The following is a 25,451-nucleotide window of genomic DNA, read 5'->3' on the forward strand; positions in this document are numbered from 1 at the left end:
ATCCCGATCCCGCAGGGCACGCTCCGGCGCCGCGCGGCGCCCCCGCGACGGTTGCCCCGAAGGGCCCACCCGGGTCAGGGGTCAGCGGACCGCGACCACCACGTGGCTGCTGCCGAACTGCCAGACCGTACCGACGTGCTCGAAGCCCGCCTCGCGCAGCAGTACGAGGTGGTCGGTGAGGGTCAGGTCGTTGCCCTCGCACCGCGGGTGGGCACGTCGGCCCCGGGCGGCGAGCAGGGGCGTCAGCTCCGGGTCGGCGCGCACTCCCGACCACCACGACTCCCAGTCCTCGTGCGCCAGGGCCTGCTGCCGCTCGGCGCGCCGCCGGCCGATGTCGACGGCGAGCTCGTGGACCTTGGGGGAGTCCGGTTCCAGATGGTCGCCGTTGACGAGGACCCCACCGGGCCGGATGCACCCGGCCAGCTCCTCGTACGTCCTCCGCAGGGTGTCCTCGCCGAGGTAGTGCAGGGCCGTCGTCGAGACGGCGGCGTCCACCGGGCGGTCCAGCGCGAGCCCGTCGAGCCAGCCCGGCTCCCCGATCGAGGCCTCGGCGAAGCGCAGGGCCGCTCCGTGGTGCGCCCGCCCCAGTTCCAGCAGCAGCGGATCGGCGTCCACGCCGACGACCTCGGCCGCGGGCATCCGCCCGGCCAGCCGCGCGGCCAGCGACCCCGGCCCGCATCCCAGGTCGACGAGCAGGGGAGCCGCGCAGCCCGCCGTCACGCGCTCGACCACGTCGGAGATGACAGTGAACCGCTCCTCGCGGTCCACTGCGTAGCGCTGCTGCTGCCGCTCCCAGCGTTCCACCCACCGGCCGGCCGCCACCGTGTGCACGTTCATGTTTCTGTCCGCTCGCGCCTCTGCCGTTCTCACGGCCCTGAACTCCACATGAAAATCATTGCAGATTGGCGAGGGTGGCGAGCAGCGCTTCGATCTCCTCGGCCGTGTTGTACACGTGCAGACTCACCCGCACCGAGCCGTCCTTCACCCCGGCGCCCGCCTGGCAGTGTCCGTCGGAGCGGACCATGAACCCGTGGCTGTAGAGGATGAACCCCAGATCGCGGGATTCGACCTCGCGATGCCGGAACGCCACGATGCTCCGGCGCCGCTGGACCTCGGAGCCGGCCGCGAGGCTGGAGCGGCAGCCGAGCACCTCGTACGCGTCCAGCCCGCTCAGGCCGTCCGTCAGCCGGGCCGCCAGCGCCACCGTCCACGCCTCGATCCGGTCCGTGCCGGCCGCGTCGAGCCAGTCGAGCGCGGCCGTCAGGCTTGCGATGCCGACGGTGTTCGGGGTGCCGGCCCAGCCGCCCGGCCGGAACTGCGGCCCCCGTAGGCCCCGGGCCCAGACCGCGCCGGTACCCGGCAGTGCGAGGGCCTTGTGCCCGGAAAAGACCACGAAGTCCACGTCGAGTCCGGCGGCGGAGAACGGCAGGTGGCCGATGCTCTGTGCGGCGTCGAGGCAGATCGGGACATCCGGCCCGACCACGCGGCGGATCCGGTGCACGTTCATGTCGGCGCCGTAGACATGGTGCACGTGCGTGGCCGCGACGAAGCGGGTGCGGGGGCCGGCCGAGGCGGCGAGCGCCGCCGGGTCGTAGTCGCCGGAGGCCTCCTGGTACGGCAGCTCCCGGACCAGGATCCGCACGCCCTGCCGGGCCAGCAGCTCCCGTACCTCCAGCCACGGCGACAGGTTCGCCTCGTGGTCGGCGAAGGGGACGACGATCTCGTCCCCGTTGGTGAGCCGGCCCGCCAGCCAGTCCAGGGCGACGCTCCGCAGTCCCTCGGAGGCCCCGCTGGTGAAGTGCACCGACGACGCGTCCGGCTCGGGATCGCCCAGGAACTCCTTGACCCGGCCGCGGGCCCGTTCCACCGCGGCCGTCGTCGCGTTGGCCCAGGGGTACGAACCGCGGCCCGCGTTGGCGTTGGAGGTGGTGAGGTAGTGCTGTACGGCGTCCAGTACGGCCTGCGGCTTCTGCGCGGTCGCCGCACTGTCCAGGTAGGCCAGCCCCGGGTTCGCCGTGATGATCGGGAACTGGGCGCGCAACGGGCGCTGCCAGGACCGCAGCCCCTCGAGAGCGTCGGTGTCGGCCATGTCAGTCACGCACCAGCGGCGCGCCCGCGTCCCGCCACGCGATGATCCCGCCCGCGAGGCTGCGTACGTCGGGATGCCCCATCCGGGTGAGCAGGGCGGCGTAGCGCGCCGACTGCTCGCCGACCGGGCAGGCCAGCAGGACGGGCTGCCTCTTGCTGAACGGCAGCCCACCCCGGACGAGTTCGTCGAAGAGCTCGTCGACGATGTTGACCGATCCGTCGATGTGCAGCGCGGCGTAGGCGAAGGAGCTGCGCAGGTCGATCACCAGCGGCCGCTCGGCCGCGAGCCACTTCTGCGCGTCGGCCACCTCGATCACCCGGGCCGCCCGTACCTCGGCGTCGGCCAGCGCGGTCACGGAGTTGCGGGCGGGCGGGCGGCCCAGCAGCTCGGGGCGACGCTGCCTGACGTACCCGAGATAGCTCTCGACCCGGTCGCAGACGATGAAGACCGCGCTCCGCCGGTCCGTCTGCGTCAACTCTGCGTCGATCGGCTGCAGATGGCGGACCGTTCCCCGGTACGCGGCGCCGCCGGTGGGCCCGGCGAGGATGCCGCAGCGCCGGACCAGGGCGAGCATCCCGTCGATGGCGTCGTCGGCGCTGACCGACTCGATCGCGTCGTACGTGGCCGGGTCGAAGAGGCCGACCTCGTGGACCTCGTCGATGTTGCGGATGCCGGGGATGAAGTCCGACTTCCCGCCCACCAGCCCGATCACCCGTACGGCAGGATCGTGGGCGCGCAAGGCCCGGGCCACGCCCGTGGAGGAACCCGCCGTGCCGACGCAGGCGAGGAACCAGTCAGGGGCCCGGCCGTCCAGATCCGCCACGATCTCCGGGCCGGTACCCGTCTCGTGCGCCTCGGTGTTCAGCGCGTTGAAGTACTGGTCGGTGTGCAGGTGGGCGCTTCCGGACTGGTTCAGCCTCTGGTGGAAGAGGGTCAGCGGGTCCTCGGTGTCCGTCGGGTCCAGGCATTCGCTGCGGCCCGGCAGCTCCTCGATCTCGGCGCCCAGCAGCAGGAGCAGGTCCTTGACCTCGGGTATGCGCATCCGGTTGGTGACGCTCTTGAACGACAGTCCGTGCATGCCCGCGATGACGGCCAGCGCCTTGGCCGTGTTGCCGCTGGAGAGCTCGACGATCGCCGCGCCGCGCTCCCGGGCGGCGGGCAGGCCGGAGCGGGCCATGTTCCAGGCGGCCCGGTCCTTGACGGAGCCGAAGGGGTTGAGCATCTCGAGTTTCGCGTAGAGGTCGATGTGGCGCAGGCCGTGCACGGCCGGATCGATGCGGACCAGTGGGGTGTTGCCGATGGCCTCGGTGATGCTGTCGTACCTCATGCCCGTCCCCCCGAATCGGTGATCGGCCGGTATTCCTCGATCGGCCAGTACTCCTCGTCCAGACACCACCGCCAGGCGGCTCCTTCCCGGCGGACGGCCACCTTGCGGGCCACCGGCTGCTGTTGTGCGCGGGTGGCGCTGAAGTCCATGCAGTACCCGGCGGTGTTGGCGAAGCCGAGCAGGTCTCCCGGCCTCGGCAGCCTCGGCAGGAACACCGTTCTGCGGGTGACCAGGTCTGCCTCCAGGCAGAGGTTGCCCATGAGGTGGACGCCGACCGGCTCCTGCGGGCCGGCCGGTCCGCCGTCGCGGGGCACGAGCACGGGGTCCATGAGGATCCCGTGGTCCTCCAGGCTGACGTCGTTCGCGTTCATGGCGAGGCGTACGAACGCAGGACCCGTGTCCCGGTGCCGTACTTCCAGGACCCGGGCCAGGGACAGCCCGCACTGGTCGGCGAGGGCCCGGCCCGGTTCCGTGTACAGGTCGTAGAGGCTCTCCAGCAGCAGGGTGCCCAGTGGCCGGCCCAGGGTGGGGGCGGGCTGGGACAGGAGTGCGTCGAGGTAGGCGGCGCCCGCGACCGGGCGGTGGGCGGGGTACAGGCTCAGGGCGCCGCGGAGCGTACCGCCCTCGGAGTGCAGACCGTAGCCGTGCCCGCCCCAGGTCAGGGGCGGGCGGCGGCCCATCACCGAGGCCGTGAGCGCGCTCGTGTAGCGGTCCCACTGGGCGGCGTGCGCGAGGTAGCTGACGCCGAAGCCGCCGCCGATGTCCACGGCGCGCGGCTGGAATCCCCGTAACCGCAGCTCGTCCATGGCGCGCAGGCAGCCTTCGAGGGCGATGGCCTTCTCGTCCGGGCTCGTGGTGTCGAGGTGGTACGCGACGCCGACCGGATCGAGCCGGTCCCGGTGGCGTTCGAGGAGGTCCAGCAGCGGGCCGAGGGCCTTCACGGACGTACCGAACCGGCTCCTGCGGGACAGCATCCTGGGCCCGGAGGTCTCGAACTCGCCAAGGCGGAGCAGGACGCGCGGGCGCGGCAGGTCGTGGCGCCGGACGAGGCCCGCCAAGGCCTCCAGCTCGCCGGGGCCGTCGGCGTTCACGGTGACCCCCGATCGCGCGGCGAGCCAGAGGAACGCCGGATCCTTGGGGCCGGTCGCCATGATGCGGTCGGCGGGGAAGCCGTCGCCGAGGGCGCTGCGGAGCTCCTGGAGGGAGGCCACGTCCACGGCGGCGTCCGCGGTGGTGAGCCGCCGGACGAGGGAGCGGGAACGGTTGGCCTTGTGGGCGAAGAAGACGTGCCCGCCGAGGCGGTGGCGGCGGTAGACGGAGCGGAAGCCCTCGGTGTTCTGCGCGATCTGGTCGGGCACGAGGACGTTCAGGGGTGAGCCGAGGGCGTCCACGAGCGTGTGCAGGAACGGGGCCGAGCCGAGCAGCGCAGCGAGCCGCGGCGCCAACCGCGGTTCCAGGTACAGGGGGCCGGTGTCCAACGCAGCTGCTCCTCCCGGGCGCCGATCGTACGACGATTTACCTCGCGGCCCTGTTCCTGCCCTGCTGATCGGGTTCGGACGCGTGATGGCGGGAGATGACCGAAACGTGACCGGCGCGCCGGAGCACCTGGCAGCTCAGGCACCTCAGACGACTCGGACGCCACGGCCAGCTCGGGCCGTACGGACGGCTCAGGCGGCCCGGAGGGCGAGGTACATGAGGATCTCGTCGCGGTCGTCGCCGGGTGCCACCCGCAGACCGCCGGGCCAGCGCCCGATCTCGCGCCAGCCGAGACGGCCGTAGAACTCCTCGAGCCCCAGCCCGGCCCGGACGGCGATGTGCAACTGCTCCAGCCCCATCTCGTGGCGGGCGAGATCGCGGATCCGGTGCATCAGCGCGGTGCCGATGCCGCGGCCGCGGAAGTCGGGGTGGGTCATGACGTGGTTGACGGCGCCGCAGTGCGCGACGAGGGGATGCGGGTCACGACGCAGAATCAGCCACCCGGCGAGCCTCCCGCCGGCCGTGGCGACCAGCAACCGGGCGCGGTACGGATCGAGTTCGCCGACGAGCAGGCCCAGGGCCGGGTCGGCCTGACCGGTGGTCACCGGCGGCATGGGGAGCCCCCGGGGGATGACGGCGCCTCCGGCGTTGATCACCCGTACCCAGCAGTCGACGAGTTGTTCCCGGAGTTCGGCCGTCAGTTCCCGGGGGCGGGTGATCTGCGCGAAATCGAGTGGTTGCGGCGCGGTCATGGAACGCAGCTTGCCAGACGCGGCGTCGACGGGTGCCCCGGCCGGCTGAGGACGGACCGGCCGGGGCGGGGCGCACCGTGGGCGCCGGGGTCAGTCCGCCGTGGCCGGGGACGTGCGCCCGAAGTGGCGGGCGGTGGGTACCAGCGCCGCCGCCGCCGGGACGAGGAAGCAGGCGGCGGCGCACACGGCGAGTACGGCGGTGACCCCGAAGGCGTCGACGGCGGGCGCGATCAGCGCGAGCCCGACGGGTGCCAGGCCGTACGAGACGAGGAAGTCCAGCGAGGAGACGCGGGCCAGCTTGTCCGGGGCGACCTCGCGCTGGGTGGCCGTGAACCAGGGCACGTTGAACAGCTCGATGCCGATGCCGGCGACGGCGTACGCGGCGACGACCACGACCGGGTGCACGGGCAGCATCAGGCTCAGCGGGGCGAAGCCGTACGCGGCCAGCCCGGCGAAGGCGGCCCAGCCCTGTGAGCGCGGCCGCCGGCGGGCGATGACCAGGGCGCCGGCGAGCGCGCCCAGGGTGTACGCGGTCACGGCCGCGGCCAGCACCCATTCGGTGCCGTAGCGGTCCCGGCTGATCAGGGGCAGCGCGACGCTGGTGGCGGAGTAGCCGAGGGCGATGACGGCGACGAGGGCGCCGAGTCCGGCGAGGAACCAGGGATGGCGCCGCGCCTCGCGTATGCCCTCTAGGAATTCGGCGCGGAACCCGGCGCGCGGGGTGGGTTCCGCGGCCGGCCCGGCCGTGTCGGCGCCCTGACCTGGCACGAGCGCGGCCACCAGCCAGAGGAGCCCGATGCCGAGCAGCAGCGTCCCGGTGTCGAGGAAGGCCGCGAGCAGGGCGGTCAGGGCGGGGCCGGCGAGGGTGGAGCTGCGTACGGCCATGGTCATGGCGGCGTTGGCCTGCTGGCGGCGCGCGGGCTCGACGGTCTCGGCGGTGAGCGCCTGGAACGCGGGGCGGCAGGCGCCCTGTCCGGCGCCTGCGAGGGCGGCGGCGGCCGTCATCAGCACGAGCGAGCGCCCGAGTCCGGCGGCGAGGAGGGGCGCGGCGACCGCCGCCGCGAGGGCGGACCAGAGGACGACCGCGCGGCGGGAGTGCCGGTCGGCCAGCACGCCTCCGACGGCGACGGCCGCGAGGAAGCCGGCGGTGCGGGCGGCGAGGACCAGGCCCAGGCCGGCCGCGCCGAGGTCGCGGTGCAGGACCGCGAGGCCGAGCACGAAGGGCAGGGCCCAGGTTGCGAGGCCGGAGGCGGTGGTGCCCGCCCACAGGCGCAGGAACGCGGGGTCCCGGAGGATCGAACGCGGGGGCGGGGCATCGGTCTTGGCCGCTGTCGGTGCGGGTGTGGTCGCCACGGTGTGGGTGCTCCTCGGAGGCGGGGGAGCGGCTCGGCGAACCGCACCCCAGGGTCGTTAATGAAAATGAATACCATTACAGTACTCTTCGAACGCGGCACTCCTGCCCGGTACACGACAACACCCACGCCTTCCCTCCCAGACCGGAGACCCCATGCGCCATCCCGCCCGCCCCGTCATCGCCCTGACCATCGCCCTCGCCACCGCGGGCTGCTCCACGGCGGCCGGTGACGGTTCCCGAGCGGACGCCGGGCCCGCGGCCCGGAACGGCGCCAAGGGGTCCTCCGTCACCAGCTGCGGCCGCCAGGTGTCCTTCGCCGCGCCGCCGCGGCGGACCGTCGCCCTGGACCAGACCTCGACCGAGACCCTGCTCGAACTCGGCCTCCAGGACCGGATGGCGGGGACCGCCAACCTCAAGACGAAGATCCCCGCGCAGTACGAGGCCGGGTACGCCAAGGTCCCGGTCATCGCCCCGAAGATCGCCACCGGCGAGCAGCTGAGAGCCGCCACCCCCGACTTCGTCGTCGCCGGTTCCACGGACCTGTACACCAAGGACCGCGCCGGCACCCGCGAGGAACTGGACGCCCTCAAGGTCCCCACGTTCGTCAGCGCCGTGGACTGCCCGCAGCAGAACCCGGCCGGCAAGACCCCCTTCGAGCTGCTCTTCTCCGACTACGAGAACCTGGGCAAGGTCTTCGGCGCCGAGGAGCGGGCCGGAAGGCTCGCGGCCGACCAGCGCGCGGCGGTCGCCCGGGCCGGGGAGAACGCCGCCAGGGTCGGCGACGGCGCGGACCGGCCGACCGTCGTCTACCTCTACTCCGTCTTCAACGGCATGCCGTACGTGGCGGGCAGGACCGGCCTGCCCAGTGAGATGAGCCGGATCGTCGGCGCGAAGAACGCCTTCGACGACGTCGACGCGGACTGGCCGGAGGTCTCCTGGGAGGAAGTCGCCCGGCGGGACCCGGACTTCATCGTGATCGGAGACCTGTCCGAGCGCGGCCGCCCCGGCGACAGCGCCGCCGAGAAGCGCGCCGCGATGGCCGGGCACCCGGTGATCTCGAAGCTGGCCGCCGTCCGTGACAACAAGATCCTCGAGGTGCCGGGCATCGAGCTGGACCCCTCCGTGCGCTCCGTACACGCCCTCGGGCTGCTGGCGAACGGCGTGAAGGACCTCGGGTATGTCCGCTGACCCGGACATCCGGCCCGGCCGGTCCGCGGCGGCCCACGCGGGCCTCCTGCTCCTTGCCGCAGGCGTCCTGGCGGGCTCGACGGCGGCTGCCGTGCGCACCGGCGCCGCCGACGTGGGCTGGGGCGACCTCACCCGCGTCCTCGGCTCCCATCTCGGCCTGGACGTGGCTCCGTTGCCTGCGCTGGTGGACTCGCTCGTCTGGGACCTGCGGCTGCCGCGCGTGCTGACGGCCGCCCTCGTCGGCGCCTCGCTCGCCGTGTGCGGAACGGTGCTCCAGGCGGTCACCCGCAACGCACTCGCCGATCCCTACCTGCTCGGAGTCTCCTCCGGCGCGTCGACGGGAGCCGTCACCGTCGTCGTCCTCGGGATCGGCGCGAGCACGCTGGGGGTCACCGGCGGCGCACTCGCCGGCGCGCTGCTCTCCTTCGGCCTGCTCCTGCTGCTGCTGAGGCGCACCGGGCTGGATTCCGTCCGCATCGTCCTCACCGGCGTGGTGGTCGGCCAGCTGTTCACCGCGGTGACCTCGCTGGTCCTGATGGCCTCGGCGGACGCGGACACCACACGGGCCGTCACCCACTGGCTGCTGGGCTCGATGGCGCCGGCCCGGTGGAACACCGTCGTGGTCTGCGCGGTCGTCACCCCGCTGGGGCTGCTGGTGGCGTGGCTCTGCTCGAACGCCCTGGACGGGCTCGCGTTCGGCGCCGACACCGCCGCGTCCCTCGGGATCGGCGTACGGCACACGCGGATGCTGCTCCTCGTGGTCACGGCCGCGCTGACCGCTGTCGCGGTGGCCACCGTCGGCGCCATCGGCTTCGTCGGGCTGATCGTTCCCCACGGGGTCCGGTTCCTCGTCGGGCCGCTGCACCGGCTGCTGCTGCCGTACGCGGCGCTGGCGGGCGCGGTGTTCCTGGTCTGGACGGACGCGGTGGCACGGATCGCCTTCGCCCCGCGGGAGGTTCCCGTCGGCGTGATCACCGCCCTGCTCGGCGTACCGCTCTTCCTCCTCGTGCTGCGCAGGCGGGGTGAACTGTGAGGATCACCGCCGAGAGGCTGAGCTGGTCGGTGGCGGGCACGCCGGTCGTACGCGGGATCAGCGTGGACATCGCTCCCGGCGAGACGGTCGGCCTGCTCGGGCCCAACGGCTCGGGCAAGTCCTCGCTGCTGCGCTGCCTGGCCGGCCTGCGGGCCCCCGACGCGGGCACGGTCCGGTACGACGGCGCGTGCGTACGCCACTGGAGTGCGCGGCGGATCGCCCGTCATGTCGCCTTCGTCGAACAGGACCCGGGCGCGGACAGCGCTCTGCCCGTCGCCGCCGTCGTGGGCCTGGGCCGGACCCCGTTCCGGGACCGCTGGCGCGGGGCGGACGCCACCGACCGGGCGGTGGTCGCCGCCGCGCTGGAACGCGTCGGACTCACCGCGCTCGCAGACCGCTCCTGGAAGGCCCTGTCGGGCGGCGAGCGGCAGCGCGCCCACATCGCCCGCGCGCTGGCCCAGCAGCCGTACGGGCTCCTGCTCGACGAGCCCACCAACCACCTCGACGTCAGGCACCAGTTGGAACTGATGGAGCTGCTGGCCGGCACCGGCCAAACGGTGCTGGTCGCGCTGCACGACCTGTCGCTCGCCGCCCGGTACTGCGACCGGCTGCTGCTCCTGCACCACGGCCGCCTGGTCGCCTCCGGCACCCCCGAAGCCGTTCTCACCGCCGAGCGGTTCGCCGAGGTCTTCGAGGTCGACGCCGAACTCACCACCGACCCCCTGGGCCACCCCGTGATCACCTACCGCGGCCCGCTCGGCGCTCCGGCCCCGGCACCGCAACCCGCCCTGTGAAAAGGAACCCCATGCATCGCACGACCCCTGCCCCCACGCCTGCCCCCGTGTCCGGTGTCGACGGGCTCATCGAGGCCGTCCTGGCCGGCGCACACGGCCCGCTCCCCTCCGAACTCGTCGCCACCAGCGTGTTCTGGGTCCATCACGGCACCCGCCTGGCCGGCGGCGACACCACCTACCTCAACCAGTACGCACTGGTGCGCCTCGGCGGCTCCTTCGGCGCCTGCGCCTTCGAACCCGGCGAGATCGCCCCGGCGATCTGCCGCGACTCCTCCGGCGCCCCGCTCGACGCCCTGCTGCGCGAGGCCCCGCGCCCGCTCCGGATCGCCGCCCTCGACGCCTACCTCTCCGAGACCCGCCCGCACCGCGTGGCAGGCGAGGCGGGGGACGCCGAGCCCGTGACCCTCCCCACCGGTACCCCGGAGGTCCGGGCGAAGGCCCGCGACGCGGCCATCGCCGGACTGCTCGACATCGGGGAGGGCGCCCGGGTCGGCCTCATCGGCGTGGTGAATCCACTGGTCGCGGCGATCCGCGAGCGCGGCGGTGAACCGCTGCCCTGCGACTTCAACCTCAAGGCCACCCAGTGGGGCGACCCCGTCACCGACGACATGCACGAGGTGCTGGAGCGCGCCGAGGCCGTCGTCGCCACCGGAATGACCCTGAGCAACGGCTCGTTCGACACCATCCTGGAGCGCTGCCGGACCCGCGGCATCCCGCTGGTCGTCTACGCGCAGACCGGCAGCGCCGTCGCCCGCGCCTTCCTCGGCTCGGGCGTGACCGCGCTGTCCGCGGAGCCGTTCCCGTTCTCCCAGTTCAGCGCCGAGGAGACGGTCCTGTACCGCTACCGGACGGTGAGCCGCGCGTGATCCCCACCGGCACCGGGGACGCCCCCTGCCACCACGGCGAGATCCTCCAGGGCGTCTTCCTCGACGACGACGGCCGCAGGTGCCCGGGTCTGGTCACCCTTCCCATGGCCGGCCCGGGAAGCCGCGCAGAGTTCGTCCGCCGGCCCGGTACGGCTCCCGACGCGCTCACCGCCGTACCCGCCGACCGTACGAAAGCGGTACGGGCCGCGGCCCTCGCGGTGGCGGAATGCGCCGAGCGGACCGGACAACCGCCCTGCGGCGGGGAGTTGCGGCTCACCGGAGACGTACCGGTGGGCCTCGGCATGGGCAGCTCCACCAGCGACGTCATCGCCACCGTGCGTGCGGTGGCGGACTCGTACGGACTGCGGCTGGCCCCCGACACCGTGGCCCGGCTGGCCGTCCACGCGGAACTGGCCTGCGATCCGCTGATGCTGGACGGCCGGCCGGTGCTCTTCGCGCAACGCGAGGGCCGGGTGCTGGAGGTCCTCGGCGCGGCCATGCCGCCGCTGGTCGTCGTGGGCTGCGCCCTCGGCGGGGGTGCGCCCGTGGACACCCTCTCCCTGCCCGTCCGGGAAGCCTCCGAGGCCGACGTACGGGCCTTCGAGCGGCTGCGCACGCTGCTGCGCCGGGCGGTGGCCACCGCGGACGCCCGGCTCCTCGGCGAGGTCGCCACCGCCAGCGCCCGCCGCGGCCGACGGGCCCTCGGCCACCCGGAGTTCGACGCCCTGACGGGCATCGCCCGGCGGGCCGGAGCGGTCGGAGTGCAGATCGCGCACAGCGGCTCGGTGGCGGGAGTGCTGTTCGACCCGGCCGCACCGGGCCTGCGGCACCGCCTGCGCAGCTGCCTGCGCGCCCTCGACGCCCACGGCATCCCCGCCACCCGGACCTTCACGACCTTCACCACCACCCAGGAGACCCTGCATGGACCAGCACATCGCGGAGGCGGTCGGCCGTCCGGACCTGATACGCCTCGACGACCGGCTCGTCTGCCTGCGCTTTGAAACGATGAAGGTGGTCTCCGCCCTCGCGGCGGTACGCCACCTGCTGGACACCGGCGCGGTGCGCCGCGGGGACACCCTGCTGGACAGCTCCAGCGGCATCTACGCGTACGCCCTCGCCCTGGCCTGCCACCGGTACGGCATGCGCTGCCACATCGTCGGCTCGACGACGGTGGACCGCACGCTGCGCACCCAGCTCGCCGTGCTCGGGGCGACGCTGGAGCAGATGGCACCGTGCAGCGACCTCAAGCTCGACCAGAAGCGGCGCGTGGCGCGGATCCGCGAGATCCTCGCCGCACACCCCGAGTACCACTGGATGCGGCAGTACCACGACGACATCCACTACCTCGGCTACCGCGCGATCGCCGACCGGATCCGGCAGGAGACCGGCGACGTGACCGGGCTCACCGTGGTCGGCGGGGTCGGCTCGGGGGCGTCCACGGGAGCGCTCGCCCGCTACCTGCGCGGGGCCGCCGCAGGCCCGGCCGACGTCGAACTCGTCGGCGTCCAGCCGTACGGCAGCCTCACCTTCGGCGCCGAACACGTCCTCGACCCGGAGATCATCATCGCCGGGATCGGCAGCTCCATCCCCTTCGGGAACGTCTCGCACGAGATGTACGACACGCTGCACTGGATCTCCTTCGACGCGGCGCTGGCCGGGAGCGTCGACCTGCTGCGCCGGCACGCGGTCTTCGCGGGCCTGTCGACCGGCGCCGGCTACCTCGCCGCCCGGCACGAACGCGGGCGCTCGCCCGAGCGGACCGTCCTGTTCATCGCCGCCGACACCGGCCACCGCTACGTCGACACCGTCTACGCCCGCCACCGCGAGGCAGCCCCGATCGCGGACCTCGTCCCGCAGGAGGTCCGCGACCAGAGCGGGCTGGCCCTTCCCTGGTCCCGTATGCGCTGGAACCGCGCCCCGGCGCCGGATACGGGCCCGTCGACTCCACGGCGTACGCACCCCTGGTTCTCCACTCGGGCCACCTGAGCCTTATGTCCTTGTTTGTCATGCCTTCGTGAGTGAAGCAGAACACTCTCCGCAACGTTTTGCGCATGGATCTCGGGTGCCCGGGCAAGCGGCCGGACTGCCGGTGCAACCGGCAGGGGGATTCGAAAGAAGCGAAAGGCCGTACGCAACGTGACCGGAGCACAACAGACCATCCATGTGGGCGGAGAATGGCGCGCGGCCCTGTCCGGCGCCACCCGCGAGATCATCGACCCCGTCGACGCGACCCCGTTCGCGGTCGTGGCGGAGGGCGGCGTCCAGGACACCGACGACGCCGTGGCCGCGGCACGAGCCGCGTTCGCCGACGGCGCCTGGCCGCGTACGCCGGTCGCCGAGCGGGCCGCCCTGCTGCGGCGGGTCGCCACCCTGCTGGAGCGCGACCGCGAGCGGATCGGCGCCCTCGAGAGCCAGGACGCGGGCAAGACGCTGGAAGAGGGCCGCGTCGACGTCGACTGCGTCCGCGACGCCTTCCTCTACTTCGCCGACCTCGTGGCGAACGAGGACGGCGGACGGGCCGTCGACGCCGGTTCGGACGAGATCCGCAGTGTCGTCGTCCACGAGCCGGTCGGCGTCTGCGCCCTGATCACGCCATGGAACTACCCGCTGCTCCAGGCCAGCTGGAAGATCGCGCCCGCACTCGCCGCCGGCAACACCTTCGTGATCAAGCCCAGCGAGATCACCCCGCTGACCACCGTCGTGCTGATCGAACTGCTCCTGGAGGCCGGACTGCCGCTCGGTGCGGCCAACATCGTCACCGGTCCCGGCGGCACCGTCGGAGCCCGGCTCGCCGAACACCCGGACGTCGACCTCGTCTCGTTCACGGGCGGTCTCGTCAGCGGTACGAAGGTCGCCAGGGCAGCAGCCGACAGCGTGAAGAAGGTCGCCCTCGAACTGGGCGGCAAGAACCCCAACGTCGTGTTCGCCGACGCCTGTTCGACGCCCGAGGGCTTCGACACCGCCGTCGACCAGGCGCTCAACGCCGCCTTCATCCACAGCGGGCAGGTCTGCTCGGCCGGCTCCCGCCTCATCGTCGAGGAGCCGCTGCGCGAGCGGTTCGTCGCCGAGCTCGCCCGCCGGGCCGAACTGATCCGGCTGGGACGCGGCACCGACGCGGGCGTCGAGTGCGGTCCGCTGGTCTCCGCGGCCCAGCTGGCGAGGACCGAGGAGTACGTGGCCTCCGCTCTCGCCGAGGGCGCGGTCCTGCGCGCCGGCGGCGAGCAGCCGGCCGGTCCCGGCTACTTCTTCCGGCCCACCGTCCTGGACCGGTGCCACCGCGGCATGCGGGTCGTGCGCGAAGAGGTCTTCGGCCCCGTCCTCACCGTCGAGACCTTCCGTACCGAGGAGGAGGCCGTCGCCCTCGCCAACGACACCGAGTACGGCCTCGCCGGAGCCGTGTGGACCTCCGACGAAGACCGCGCCCGGCGGGTCGCCGCCCGGCTGCGCCACGGCACCGTCTGGATCAACGACTTCCACCCCTACCTGCCCCAGGCGGAATGGGGCGGCTTCGGGAAGTCCGGCATCGGCCGCGAACTGGGCCCGGGCGGTTTCGCGGAATACCGGGAGGCCAAGCACATCTACCAGAACCTCGCCCCGCGCCCCGTGCGCTGGTTCGCGGGCACGACGGCGAAGGACCGGGCATGAACGACCACGACGTGAACGACCGGCACGTGTACGACTACGTCGTCGTCGGCGGCGGCACCGCGGGTTCCGTGATCGCCTCCCGCCTCACCGAGGACCCGGACGTCAGCGTCGCCGTCATCGAGGGCGGCCCCAGTGACGTCGGCCGCGACGACGTCCTCACCCTGCGCCGCTGGATGGGCCTGCTCGGCGGCGAGCTGGACTACGACTACCCCACCACCGCGCAGCCCCGGGGCAACTCGCACATCCGCCACAGCCGTGCGCGGGTGCTCGGCGGCTGCTCCTCGCACAACACCCTCATCGCGTTCAAGCCGCTGCCCTCCGACTGGGACGAGTGGGCGCAGGCAGGCGCCGAGGGATGGGACGCGGCGGCCATGGACCCCTACTTCGCCCGGCTGCGCAACAACATCGTCCCCGTCGGCGAGGCCGACCGGAACGCGATCGCCCGGGACTTCGTCGACGCCGCGCAGAGCGCGCTCGGTGTTCCGCGCGTCGAGGGCTTCAACAGGCGCCCCTTCCACGAGGGCGCCGGCTTCTTCGACCTCGCCTACCACCCGGAGACCAACAAGCGGTCCTCCGCCTCCGTCGCCTATCTGCACCCGTTCCTGGACCGGCCGAACCTGCACATCGCCCTGGAGACCTGGGCGTTCCGGCTGGAGCTGGAGGGCACCCGCGCCACCGGCGTGCACATCCGTACCAAGGAGGGCGCGGAGCACGTCGTGCGCGCCCGGCGTGAGGTCCTGGTGTGCGCGGGGGCCGTGGACACCCCGCGCCTGCTGCTTCACTCCGGCATCGGGCCGCGCGCCGACCTGGAGGAGCTCGGCATTCCCGTCGTGCACGACCTGCCGGGCGTCGGGGAGAACCTGCTCGACCACCCCGAGTCGGTCATCGTGTGGGAGACGCACGGTCCGATCCCGGAGAACTCCGCGATGGACTCCGACGCCGGGCTGTTCGTCCGCCGGGACCCCGCGGCCGAGGGCCCGGACCTGATGTTCCACTTCTACCAGATCCCCTTCACCGACAATCCGGAGCGCCTGGGCTACGAACGGCCCGCGCACGGCGTGTCGATGACCCCGAACATCCCCAAGCCGCGCAGCCGGGGCCGGCTCTACCTGACGAGCGCCGACCCCGAGGTCAAGCCCGCCCTCGACTTCCGGTACTTCACCGACGAGGACGACTACGACGGCCGCACCCTCGTCGACGGGATCCGCATCGCCCGGCGGATCGCGGCGAGCCAACCGCTGGCCGGATGGCTGAAGCGGGAGGTGTGCCCCGGGCCCGAGGTGACCTCCGACGAGGAACTCGGCGCGTACGCCCGCCAGGTCGCGCACACCGTGTACCACCCGGCCGGCACCTGCCGGATGGGGGCCGTCGACGACGAACTCGCCGTCGTCGCGCCCGACCTGAGGATCCGGGGCCTGACCGGCATCCGGATCGCCGACGCGTCCGTATTCCCCACCATGACCGCCGTCAACCCGATGATCGGCGTGCTCATGGTCGGCGAGAAATGCGCCGACCTGCTGGGAGGAACCCCCCGATGAACACTGCGCCCCACACCACCACGACCCTGCCGGACACCACGACTGCGCCGCCCGCCCCGCAGCAGGGCCCCGCGCAGCCCGTCTTCTCCGTACGCAACCTGTGGAAGGTCTTCGGTCCGAAGGCCGACCGCGTGCCCGCCGACGAGGAACTCGCCGCCCTCGGCGCCGCCGAGCTGCGCGAGCGCACCGGCTGCACCGCCGCCGTCCGCGACGTCTCCTTCGACGTCCGCAAGGGCGAGGTCTTCGTCGTCATGGGCCTGTCGGGCTCGGGCAAGTCGACGCTCGTACGCTGCCTCACCCGGCTCATCGAACCGACCTCGGGCACGATCTCCATCGACGGCGAGGACGTGCTGTCCATGGACACCGGCCGGCTCCGCGAGCTGCGCCGGCACCGGACGGCGATGGTCTTCCAGCACTTCGGGCTGCTGCCCCACCGCACGGTGCTCGACAACATCGCCTACGGACTGGAGATCCAGGGCGTGGGACGCGGCGAACGGCGTGAGCGGGCGGCGCAGTTCGTCACCAAGGTCGGCCTCGACGGCATGGAGCACCGCAGGCCGAGCCAGTTGTCCGGCGGCCAGCAGCAGCGCGTGGGCCTGGCCCGCGCACTCGCCGTCGACCCCGAAGTCCTGCTGTTCGACGAGCCGTTCAGCGCGCTGGACCCGCTCATCCGCCGCGACATGCAGGAGGAGGTCGTACGCCTCCACCAGGAGGAGGGACGCACGATGGTCTTCATCACGCACGACCTGAACGAGGCGCTGAAGCTCGGCGACCGCATCGCGCTGATGCAGGGCGGCCGGATCGTGCAGCTCGGCACGCCGGAGGAGATCGTGGGCGCCCCCGCCGACGACTACGTCAGGGACTTCGTCCGGGACGTGCCGCGCGAGCAGGTGCTGACCGTCCGCTCGGCGATGCGCCCCGCGCTCGCCGACGAGCACGAGGCCGGCCCCGCGCTCTCCCCGAGCGCCACCGTCCACGAGGCCATCGAGGCCGTCGCCCGTACGGGCGTCAACGCGCGGGTCGTCGAGAACGGCCGCTGCCTCGGCGTGGTCGACCACGCGGGACTCCTCGGTGTCGTCGCCGGGGTACCGGCCGCGACCGGGAAGGCGGTGGCCTGATGCATTCCCATACGACCTGGCCGCCCCCGTGCGGCACGACCGGCGTCGGCGCCGTGCCGGCCGACGCCGGGCGGTGGGGCCGATGACCGCCACCGTCACCCCCGCCCCTGCGAACTCCACGACCGCCACCGACGCGGGACCCGGTGCGCTGCGCATGCTCGCGCGCCACCGCGGGCGTCTGATCGGCGCCGGCGCGGCCCTCGCGCTCGTCCTCGGTTCCGTACTGCTGGGCGCCGGGAACTGGCCGGCGCCGCTCTCCGTCGACCTGTCGGGACCGCTCGAGCGCACCAGCGACTGGATCATCGACAACCGCGACGGACACCCCCTCTTCCTCTACTTCCTCGGGCACGTCAGCAACGTCGTGGTCGTCTGCGTCCGCGCGGTGTACCTGCTGCTCCTCGCCCTCGGCTGGGCCGGCGTCACCGCCGCCGCCGGGCTTCTGGCCTGGCGCGTCGCCGGGGTCCGGCTCGCGCTGACCTCCGTCGCCGCCTTCGCCGTGTGCGGACTGCTCGGCATGTGGGTGCCCACCATGCAGACGCTCGCCCTGATGGTGGTCGCCGTCGCCGCGTCCGTGCTGCTCGGGACCCTCCTCGGACTGGCCGCCGGCCTGTCGGACCGCATGCACCGGATCCTGCGGCCGGTGCTGGACACCATGCAGGTGCTGCCGGCCTTCGCGTACCTGTTGCCCGTCGTCCTGGTCTTCGGCATCGGCGTGCCCGCGGCCGTCCTCGCGACCGTCGTCTACGCGGCCCCGCCCATGGCCCGCCTCACCGCGCTCGGGCTGCGCGGCGCGGACGCCGGGGTCGTGGAGGCCGCCACCTCCCTCGGCGCCACCGGCAGGCAGCGGCTGCTGACGGCCAGGTTGCCGCTGGCCCGCAAGGAGCTGCTGCTCGGCGTGAACCAGTCGATCATGATGGCGCTCGGCATGGCCGTGATCGCGTCCGTCATCGGCGCGGGCGGTCTCGGTGACCGCGTCTACCAGGCGCTGGCTTCCGTCGACGTAGGCGCCGCGCTCGCCGCCGGTGTCCCGATCGTGCTGCTCGCCATCGTCCTGGACCGGGTCACCGCCGCGGCGGGGGAGCGGATCGGCGAGGCTCCGGCCGGCCGGCCCGGGCTCGGCTGGGCCGTCGCCGCCGGGGGGAGCGCCGCCGTCGCCGTCGCGGGGCGCCTGCTCGACCGGCTCTCCTGGCCCGGCACGTGGACGGTGGACACCGCCGAGCCCGTCAACGGGGCGGTCGACTGGATGACCGCCCACCTCTACTCCGGCGTGCCCCTCGTCGGCGGCACCGCCGACTGGGCGGGGCACTTCACCACGTGGGTCCTCAACCCCCTGCGCGACGGACTGCAGTGGCTGCCCTGGTGGACGGTCCTGCTGACCGTCGGCGCCGTGGCCCTGCTCATCGGCACCTGGCGCACCGCCGCGACCGCCGTCCTGGCGATGGCCGCGATCGGCGTGCTGGGCGTGTGGGACCCGGCGCTCGACACGCTGTCCCAGGTACTGGCCGCCGTCGCCGTGACGCTGCTGCTCGGCTTCGGCCTCGGGGTCGCCGCGGCCCGCAGCACCCGCCTGGGCCGCGCGCTGCGCCCGCTCCTCGACGTCTTCCAGACGATGCCGCAGTTCGTGTACCTGATCCCCGTGGTCGCCCTGTTCGGCGTGGGCCGCGCCCCGGCGGTCGCGGCCGCCGTGGTCTACGCGCTGCCCGCGGTCGTGCGGATCACGGCCCAGGGCGTGCGCGCGGTGGACCCGGCCGCCCTGGAGGCCTCGCGCTCGCTGGGCGCGACCGGGCGGCAGCAACTGTTCCAGGTCCAGCTGCCGCTGGCACGGCCCGCGCTGCTGCTGGCCGTCAACCAGGGCGTGGTGCTGGTCCTCGCCGTCGTCGTCATCGGCGGCCTCGTGGGTGGCGGGGCGCTGGGCTACGACGCGGTCTTCGGCCTCGCCCAGGGCGACCTGGCGACCGGTCTGGTCGCCGGCGCGGCGATCGTCTGCCTGGGGCTGATGCTCGACCGCGTCACCCAGCCGACCGGGCGCCTCGACCTCGCCGGAAAGGGGGCCTGACATGGCTCACACACGACGCACACGTTTCGCCGCACTCGCGGCCGCCGTCGCCCTGACGGCCCTCACCGGCTGCGGCGCAGCCGACATGACCCGCCAGGCCTCCCCGTACGCCGACGCGAAGGGCTCCCGCACGGTCACGCTGTCCGTGCAGTCCTGGGTGGGCGCGCAGGCCAACGTCGCCGTGGCCCAGTACCTGTTGGAGCACGAGCTCGGCTACCGGGTGGACACCGTCCAGATCGACGAGGTACCGGCCTGGGACGCGCTCAGCCAGGGCCGGGTGGACGCCATCCTGGAGGACTGGGGCCACCCGGAGCAGGAGAAGCGGTACGTCGACGACAAGGGGACGATCGAGCGGGGCGGCGAGCTCGGGGTGACCGGCCACATCGGCTGGTTCGTGCCGACGTACTTCGCCGAGGAACACCCCGACGTCACCGACTGGAAGAACCTGAACAAGTACGCAGAGCAGTTCCGTACCGCGGAGAGCGGCGGCAAGGGCCAGCTGCTGGACGGCTCCCCGTCCTACGTGACGAACGACAAGGCGCTCGTGAACAACCTGGGCCTCGACTACCAGGTCGTGTTCGCGGGCTCGGAGGCGGCGCAGATCACGCAGATCAGGCAGTTCGCCAAGGAGAAGAAGCCGTTCCTGAGCTACTGGTACAAGCCCCAGTGGCTGTTCGAGAAGGTCCCGATGACGGAGGTGGAGCTGCCCGCGTACGAGAAGGGCTGCGACGCCGATGCGCAGAAGGTTGCCTGCGCGTACCCGCACACGCCGCTGCAGAAGTTCCTCAACACCCGCTTCGCGGACGGTGGGGGTGACGCCGCCGCCTTCCTGAAGAAGTTCCGGTGGACGACCGCGATGCAGAACGACGTCGCCCTGATGATCGCGGATCAGAAGCTGTCGCCCCAGGAAGCGGCGGGCCGCTGGGTGAAGGAGAACGAGGCCACCTGGCGGGCCTGGCTCCCGTCCTGACGCGGATGCCCGGCGGCGGGGGATCCCCGCGATCTCCCCGCCGCCGGGCGGTCCCATCGGCTCCGCGTGCGCGCGAACGTTCCACCGAGTAGCGTCGGATGTGAGCGTTCCGTCCACTCCGCTGCGGCCCGGGCCCGGCGGGGCCGCCGCCGTATCGGCAGGGGGGACGAGATCACATGCCAAAGCCCAGCATCCACGCGGTGACCGCCGCGGCCGCTCTGGTATGCCTGGCAGCATTCGGCCCCGCACCGAGCAGCGCTGCTCCACCACCCGCCCACTCCGCCGGCCGGCCCGGTCAGGCAGCCCCGTCCCGGTTCGTGCCCGGTCCCTGCCCGAAGACGCCCGAGCCGATCGAAGCGCTCGCCGGCGCACGGTGCGGCTTCCTCGAGGTCCCCGAGAACCGCTCCCGCCTCGGCGGGCGGACCATCAAGCTGGCCGTGGCGGTCATTGCGGCTGCCGAACCGGCGAAGCCGGCGCAGGACCCCCTGGTGTTCATGGCGGGCGGCCCCGGCGGCGACACGTTCGACGACATCCCGTTCCTCGTCGAGTCCGGCCTGAACAAGGACCGCGAACTGATCGTCATGGCCCAGCGCGGCAACCTCTACGACCAGCCCAACCTCGCCTGCCCGGAGATCGACCGCTTCAACGCGCAGTCCGTGGGCCTGGGCTATGACGCGAAGCAGGCGCAGCAGCTCATGCTGAAGGCGGTGAAGGAGTGCCGGGACCGCCTGACGGCCGACGGTGTCGACCTGAACGCCTACAACACCACCGAGAACGCCGCCGACTTCGCCGACCTGCGCAAGGCCCTGGGCATCCCCCGGTGGAACGTCTACGGGTACTCCTACGGCAGCGACCTGGCCCTGACGTACCTGCGCCTGCACCCCGAGGGGATCCGCGCCGTGGCGATCGACTCGGTCACACCTCCCCGGACCGCGACGCTGCCGTGGGGGTGGAGCAGCGCCGCCGAGGGGATCGGCAACATCTTCGGGGCGTGCGCGGCACAGCCCGCCTGCAAGAGCCGGTACCCCGACCTCCCCCGCATGCTGACGGAGCAGGTGCGCAAGCTGGAGGCACATCCCCTGACCCTGAACGTCCCGCCGCCGGGCGGAGGGAAGCCGGTCAAGGTCGTCCTCGACGGGGGCGCGCTGCTGAACCTGATCGTTGCGTTCACCCCCCGCCCCAAGGACGTCCCGGCGGCGCTCGACGAACTCAGCCGCGGGAACCCGGAGCGCTTCGCGCAGGCCCGCGCGGGCGGCTCGGTCCAGCACGCGGGCGTGTTCGCGCACGGCCTGACGAACTCGGTGGCGTGCAGCGAGTGGGCGCCTGGGTACTCGGAAGCCGACGTCCTGAAGGCGGGGCGCAAGGCCTTCCCCGGGTGGCCGGACACGGTTCTGGCCCAGGTGCCGCAACTTCCCTTCCAGTACCCGGCGTGCCGGATCTGGAACGTCGCGGACCGCGCGTCCGTCCAGCGGGTGGCCACGGTCAGTTCGGTGCCGGCGCTCCTCGTCTCCGGCACGTTCGACGTGAAGACCGGGGCGAGCTGGGCGAAGGGAGTGGCCCGCGACCTGTCCCGCTCGACCGCCGTGCAGGTTCCCGGAATCGGCCACTGGGTGGTCCCGCAGTCGCCTTGCGCGCAGCGCGTGCTGGCCTCCTTCCTCGCTCGCCCGACCGCGCCCGACACCGCGTGCGTGGACGGCCTCGAGCCCGCACCGTTCACGATCGTCCCGAAGTAGCCGGGAGGGCAGATGACACGTCGCCGGGCGCCCCGTCGTCGCCGCACCGTACGACGCCTCCAGTCCACGTCGGCCGGCATGGCGACCGGTCTCCTCGTCACCGCACTGCTCGCAGCGTCCGCTCAGGCGCAGTCCCGCACCGACACCACCCCCGGCCCCAGCCCCGGCCCCGGAGCACCGATCGGCACGGTCGCCCGGACGGTGGGCGACGCCCGCTTCGAACCGGGCCCCTGCCCGAAGACGCCGGAGCCGATCGAGGCGCTGAAGGAGGCCCGCTGCGGAACGCTCACCGTGCCGGAGAACCGCGCCGAGCCGAGCGGCCGGACGATCGGACTCGGTGTGGCGATCGTGCCCGCCGCGACCGACAAGCCGAAGGCCGACCCCATCGTGTGGCTCGCGGGCGGACCCGGCGACGACGCCGTGGGGGAGGCGCAGATGGCCATCGACGGCGGCCTGAACCGCGACCGCGACGTGATCCTCATGTCCCAGCGCGGTACGTACACGGCCGACCCGGCGCTCCTCTGCCCCAATGTCGACGAGTTCAACGCGCACGTGGTCGGCCTCGTCTACGACGCCCCCTCCACCGAACGCCTGCACGTCGATGCCACCAAGGCCTGCCGTGACAAGCTGGCGGGCCGCGGCGTCGACCTCGGTGCCTACAACGACGCCGAGAGCGCCGCCGACTACGAGGACCTGCGCGCCGCGCTGGGCATCGAGCAGTGGAACCTGTACGGGATCTCGTACGGCACCCACCTGGCACTGGCCTACATGCGCCTGCACCCCGAGGGTCTGCGGTCGGTGGGCCTCGACGGCATACTGCCGCCGTCCAGATCCGGGTCGGCCTCGACCTGGAGCAGCTTCCGGCAGGGCGTCGAGGGCCTGTTCAAGGCCTGCGCGGACCAGCCGGCCTGCAACAAGCGCTACCCGAACCTGTCGGCCACCTTCACCAAGCTCGTCAGCGACCTCGAAGCCAAGCCGGTCACCACCACCGTCACGGTCCCCGGCAGCGACAAGCCGGTGAAGGTCGTGCTGGACGGCGGGACCCTGGTGAACTGGCTGACCTCCGCCACCCACACGGCCGAGGCCGTACCCCTCTCCCTCGACGAGCTGGCGCACGGCAACCCGCAGCGGATCGCCCGGCAGTGGGCGGGCTGGAGGACCAACCCCAAGGGCATCGGAGTGACGTCGCACGGTCTCAGCTACGGCGTCTTCTGCAGCGAGTGGACGCCGTACGAGAGCCCGGACGCGGCGCTGCAGGGCGGACGGAAGGAGTTCCCGTCGTTCCCCCGCTCGGTGCAGGCCCAGGCTCCGCTGCTCACCTTCCTGCATCCGGACTGCGACGCCTGGAACATCCCCCCGGCCGCGCGCTCGATCCGTGACGTCACGCGCGGCGACATCCCCACCCTCGCCCTGTCGGGTGCGTTCGACGCCCAGACCGGCGCGGACAACGGCCCGTACGTCGCCCGTACGCTGGACAAGGCCAAGGTCGTCACGGTCCCGTACGAGCCGCACGTCGTGTTCGCCACGTCGAAGTGCGCCCAGGAGATCGCCGTCTCGTTCTTCGACAACCCGGCCGCACCGAAGACCGAATGCCTGAAGAGCCTCAAGGCGCCCAAATTCGAGATCGGGCCGGGCCGGTAATCCATATTCCCTCGAATTCCCCTCGAGCCACTCTGGTGATCGAATTGAGTGATGCCTGAGCGGTGTGACCGTCGGGTAACTGTCCTGCTGAATTGTCGGATTCGTGAACTGTCGTTCGTGATAGATATGAACGAATATGCGAGGCAAAGGGACTGACTCGACCCACCGACAGTGAGGGAATTACCGTGCCGGCACACCAGAAGCTCTACCTTCGCCCGTCCGTGGTCGCTCAGCCCCTGCTGCACCGCTGGTACGCGTGGCCCTATCTCCTGGCGCCCCACACCGGCGCACTGAATCTGCGGGACCGCCTGCTGCCCATCGTGGACAGCTACTTGAAGGCACCGCACCTCCACGACGCGGTCATCGCGGACCCGCACCGCTACGGCGCCCCCTTCCTCGACCCCCAGGGCGCCACCCACGACGAGGTCCAGGCGGCCCGCGAGGCCATGGTCAAGAGCGGCCAGGCCAAGCTCCAGCTCGCCGACGACATAGCCGAACTCCGGGCCCTGCTGCGGGAGAAGGCACTCGGCGGGCCGATGGAACCCCTCTACCCCTTGGTCCCCGACTCCCTGCGCGGGCGGGTGGAGCTCGTCTACGACACGGCCCACCGGCCCACCTTCCGCTTCTTCGAAGCGCTGATGTACAACTCGCCGGCGTACGAGCGCGACGGTCAGTGCGTCTCCCTCACCGTCGCACCGGGCCCCCAGCCCTTCGTGTACAGCAGCCCCGTCCTCCCGCACCCCGACCGCCTGGACATCGGCGTGCCCTTCGACTCCCCGCTGTGGGACGAACTGTTCGCGGCGCGCCTCGACCCGGTCGACGTCCCGCACCTCGCGCAGCGCCTCGGCGTCGCCGAGGCCGACCTCCCGGCGTTCACCGCGCTGTTCCACGACGCGCCGCCGGCGCAGCACACCCCGCCCGCGGCCGGAGACGTCCGGGTGCGGTACTTCAATCACGCCACCGTGCTGATCGAGACCGACACCGCGTCCGTCCTCCTCGACCCGCTCATCGGCTACACCGAGGACGGCCACGAGCACTACACCATCGAAGACCTCCCGCGGCACATCGACGCGGTCGTCATCAGCCACTTCCACTCCGACCACTTCTCGCTGGAGACCCTGCTCCAACTCCGCACCCGCATCGGCACGATCGTCGTGCCCCGCGCCTCCGGCGGATCGCTGCCCGATCCCAGCCTCAAGGCGATGCTCCATGCCCTCGGCTTCCCCAACGTGCAGGAGCTGGCCGAACTCGAGACCCACCGCGTGGCCGACGAGGTCGAAGTCACCGCCCTCCCCTTCCTGGGCGAGCACGCCGACCTCGACATCCGCACCAAGATGGTGCCCCTCGTCCAGGCCGGCGGCCGCAGGTTCCTCTTCGCCACCGACATCACGCCGCTCGAGCCCGCGCTGTTCAGGAACGTCCCCGGCCTCACCGAGACCCCCCTCGACGCGCTCTACATCGGCCTCGAGTGCGTCGGAGCCCCGCTGAAGTGGCTGTACGGGCCGATGCTGGAGGGGAAGCTCTCCCGCGAGCACAACACCGGGCGCCGGCTCAAGGGCAGCAACGCCGCCCAGGCCGACGAGCTCGCCCAGCAGTTGGGCGCCCGTCACGTCTACGCCTACGCCATGGGCCTCGAACCCTGGCTCAAGCACCTCACCGGCTCCGAATTCGACCCCGAAGCCGAACAGGTGCAGCAGGCCGGCGTCCTCACCGTGCTGAGCGCCGAACGCGGCATCACCGCCGAGCTCCTGCGCGACCGGGCCGAGCGGACCTGGCCCGCCGTCGACCCGGCGAAGGCGTAGCCCGAGCGGTCACGGCAATGCACGCCGCGACGACCGGTGCACTCGTCCGCGCCTCGAGCGGTAATAGAG

The 25,451-nt window shown here is 72.6% G+C and carries 20 protein-coding genes; 14 read left to right on the forward strand and 6 right to left on the reverse strand.

The genetic code is table 11. The annotated features are described in order from the left end of the window. Nucleotides 1-81: 81 nt before the first annotated feature. From ACFYXK_RS12295 to ACFYXK_RS12320, 6 genes are all read right to left on the reverse strand, one after another. Nucleotides 82-837 carry a class I SAM-dependent methyltransferase gene (locus ACFYXK_RS12295; protein ID WP_389411066.1) on the reverse strand — a complete coding sequence of 252 codons (756 nt, stop codon included), beginning with the start codon at nucleotides 835-837 and terminating at the stop codon, nucleotides 82-84. Nucleotides 838-892: 55 nt separating this feature from the next. After that, nucleotides 893-2,089 (reverse strand): aminotransferase class V-fold PLP-dependent enzyme, encoded by a 1,197-nt coding sequence (locus tag ACFYXK_RS12300; RefSeq protein WP_389411067.1) that lies wholly within the window; start codon nucleotides 2,087-2,089, stop codon nucleotides 893-895. Nucleotide 2,090: 1 nt separating this feature from the next. Further along, nucleotides 2,091-3,416, reverse strand: a complete 1,326-nt coding sequence (locus tag ACFYXK_RS12305) for a pyridoxal-phosphate dependent enzyme (protein WP_389411068.1) — start codon at nucleotides 3,414-3,416, stop codon at nucleotides 2,091-2,093. Then, nucleotides 3,413-4,894, reverse strand: coding sequence for a Y4yA family PLP-dependent enzyme (locus ACFYXK_RS12310; RefSeq protein WP_389411069.1), 1,482 nt, complete (start codon nucleotides 4,892-4,894; stop codon nucleotides 3,413-3,415). Before ACFYXK_RS12310 ends, ACFYXK_RS12305 begins: the two co-directional genes overlap by 4 nt. 189 nt (nucleotides 4,895-5,083) lie before the next feature. Continuing rightward, nucleotides 5,084-5,644, reverse strand: coding sequence for a GNAT family N-acetyltransferase (locus ACFYXK_RS12315; protein WP_389411070.1), 561 nt, complete (start codon nucleotides 5,642-5,644; stop codon nucleotides 5,084-5,086). Between the two features lie 90 nt (nucleotides 5,645-5,734). Continuing rightward, nucleotides 5,735-6,997 (reverse strand): MFS transporter, encoded by a 1,263-nt coding sequence (locus tag ACFYXK_RS12320; protein WP_389411071.1) that lies wholly within the window; start codon nucleotides 6,995-6,997, stop codon nucleotides 5,735-5,737. Between the two features lie 154 nt (nucleotides 6,998-7,151). Here ACFYXK_RS12320 and ACFYXK_RS12325 point away from each other — a divergent pair, with 154 nt between their 5' ends. From ACFYXK_RS12325 to ACFYXK_RS12390, 14 genes are all read left to right on the forward strand, one after another. After that, nucleotides 7,152-8,186: an ABC transporter substrate-binding protein gene (locus tag ACFYXK_RS12325; protein WP_389411072.1), complete on the forward strand. Its 1,035-nt coding sequence runs from the start codon at nucleotides 7,152-7,154 to the stop codon at nucleotides 8,184-8,186. Beyond that, nucleotides 8,176-9,219: a FecCD family ABC transporter permease gene (locus ACFYXK_RS12330; protein WP_389411073.1), complete on the forward strand. Its 1,044-nt coding sequence runs from the start codon at nucleotides 8,176-8,178 to the stop codon at nucleotides 9,217-9,219. Before ACFYXK_RS12325 ends, ACFYXK_RS12330 begins: the two co-directional genes overlap by 11 nt. Next, on the forward strand, nucleotides 9,216-10,013 hold the full coding sequence (locus tag ACFYXK_RS12335) for an ABC transporter ATP-binding protein (protein ID WP_389411074.1): 798 nt from the start codon (nucleotides 9,216-9,218) through the stop codon (nucleotides 10,011-10,013). The genes ACFYXK_RS12330 and ACFYXK_RS12335 overlap by 4 nt, the downstream gene beginning before the upstream one ends. 11 nt (nucleotides 10,014-10,024) lie before the next feature. Beyond that, nucleotides 10,025-10,879 (forward strand): Rossmann-like domain-containing protein, encoded by an 855-nt coding sequence (locus ACFYXK_RS12340; protein WP_389411075.1) that lies wholly within the window; start codon nucleotides 10,025-10,027, stop codon nucleotides 10,877-10,879. After that, nucleotides 10,876-11,880, forward strand: coding sequence for a GHMP kinase (locus tag ACFYXK_RS12345; RefSeq protein WP_389411076.1), 1,005 nt, complete (start codon nucleotides 10,876-10,878; stop codon nucleotides 11,878-11,880). Before ACFYXK_RS12340 ends, ACFYXK_RS12345 begins: the two co-directional genes overlap by 4 nt. Next, nucleotides 11,801-12,865 carry a pyridoxal-phosphate dependent enzyme gene (locus tag ACFYXK_RS12350; RefSeq protein ID WP_389411077.1) on the forward strand — a complete coding sequence of 355 codons (1,065 nt, stop codon included), beginning with the start codon at nucleotides 11,801-11,803 and terminating at the stop codon, nucleotides 12,863-12,865. Before ACFYXK_RS12345 ends, ACFYXK_RS12350 begins: the two co-directional genes overlap by 80 nt. Nucleotides 12,866-13,015: 150 nt before the next feature. Then, a complete protein-coding gene (locus ACFYXK_RS12355; RefSeq protein WP_389411078.1) occupies nucleotides 13,016-14,524 on the forward strand; it encodes an aldehyde dehydrogenase family protein in 1,509 nt (502 codons plus the stop codon). Beyond that, nucleotides 14,521-16,062, forward strand: a complete 1,542-nt coding sequence (locus tag ACFYXK_RS12360; protein WP_389411079.1) for a GMC family oxidoreductase — start codon at nucleotides 14,521-14,523, stop codon at nucleotides 16,060-16,062. Before ACFYXK_RS12355 ends, ACFYXK_RS12360 begins: the two co-directional genes overlap by 4 nt. Beyond that, nucleotides 16,059-17,180 carry a glycine betaine/L-proline ABC transporter ATP-binding protein gene (locus tag ACFYXK_RS12365; protein WP_389411080.1) on the forward strand — a complete coding sequence of 374 codons (1,122 nt, stop codon included), beginning with the start codon at nucleotides 16,059-16,061 and terminating at the stop codon, nucleotides 17,178-17,180. The genes ACFYXK_RS12360 and ACFYXK_RS12365 overlap by 4 nt, the downstream gene beginning before the upstream one ends. A gap of 82 nt (nucleotides 17,181-17,262) precedes the next feature. Continuing rightward, complete coding sequence (locus tag ACFYXK_RS12370; protein ID WP_389411081.1) at nucleotides 17,263-19,236, forward strand: ABC transporter permease; 1,974 nt, start codon at nucleotides 17,263-17,265, stop codon at nucleotides 19,234-19,236. Nucleotide 19,237: 1 nt separating this feature from the next. Continuing rightward, nucleotides 19,238-20,206: an ABC transporter substrate-binding protein gene (locus ACFYXK_RS12375; RefSeq protein ID WP_389411082.1), complete on the forward strand. Its 969-nt coding sequence runs from the start codon at nucleotides 19,238-19,240 to the stop codon at nucleotides 20,204-20,206. A 176-nt stretch (nucleotides 20,207-20,382) separates the two neighbouring features. Further along, nucleotides 20,383-21,939 carry an alpha/beta fold hydrolase gene (locus ACFYXK_RS12380; RefSeq protein ID WP_389411083.1) on the forward strand — a complete coding sequence of 519 codons (1,557 nt, stop codon included), beginning with the start codon at nucleotides 20,383-20,385 and terminating at the stop codon, nucleotides 21,937-21,939. A 78-nt stretch (nucleotides 21,940-22,017) separates the two neighbouring features. Beyond that, a complete protein-coding gene (locus tag ACFYXK_RS12385) occupies nucleotides 22,018-23,580 on the forward strand; it encodes an alpha/beta fold hydrolase (RefSeq protein WP_389411084.1) in 1,563 nt (520 codons plus the stop codon). Between the two features lie 185 nt (nucleotides 23,581-23,765). After that, nucleotides 23,766-25,382 carry an MBL fold metallo-hydrolase gene (locus ACFYXK_RS12390; RefSeq protein WP_389411085.1) on the forward strand — a complete coding sequence of 539 codons (1,617 nt, stop codon included), beginning with the start codon at nucleotides 23,766-23,768 and terminating at the stop codon, nucleotides 25,380-25,382. The last annotated feature ends 69 nt before the right edge of the window (nucleotides 25,383-25,451 follow it).

The sequence above is a fragment of the Streptomyces sp. NPDC002209 genome, from assembly GCF_042890265.1.
Classification (GTDB): domain Bacteria; phylum Actinomycetota; class Actinomycetes; order Streptomycetales; family Streptomycetaceae; genus Streptomyces.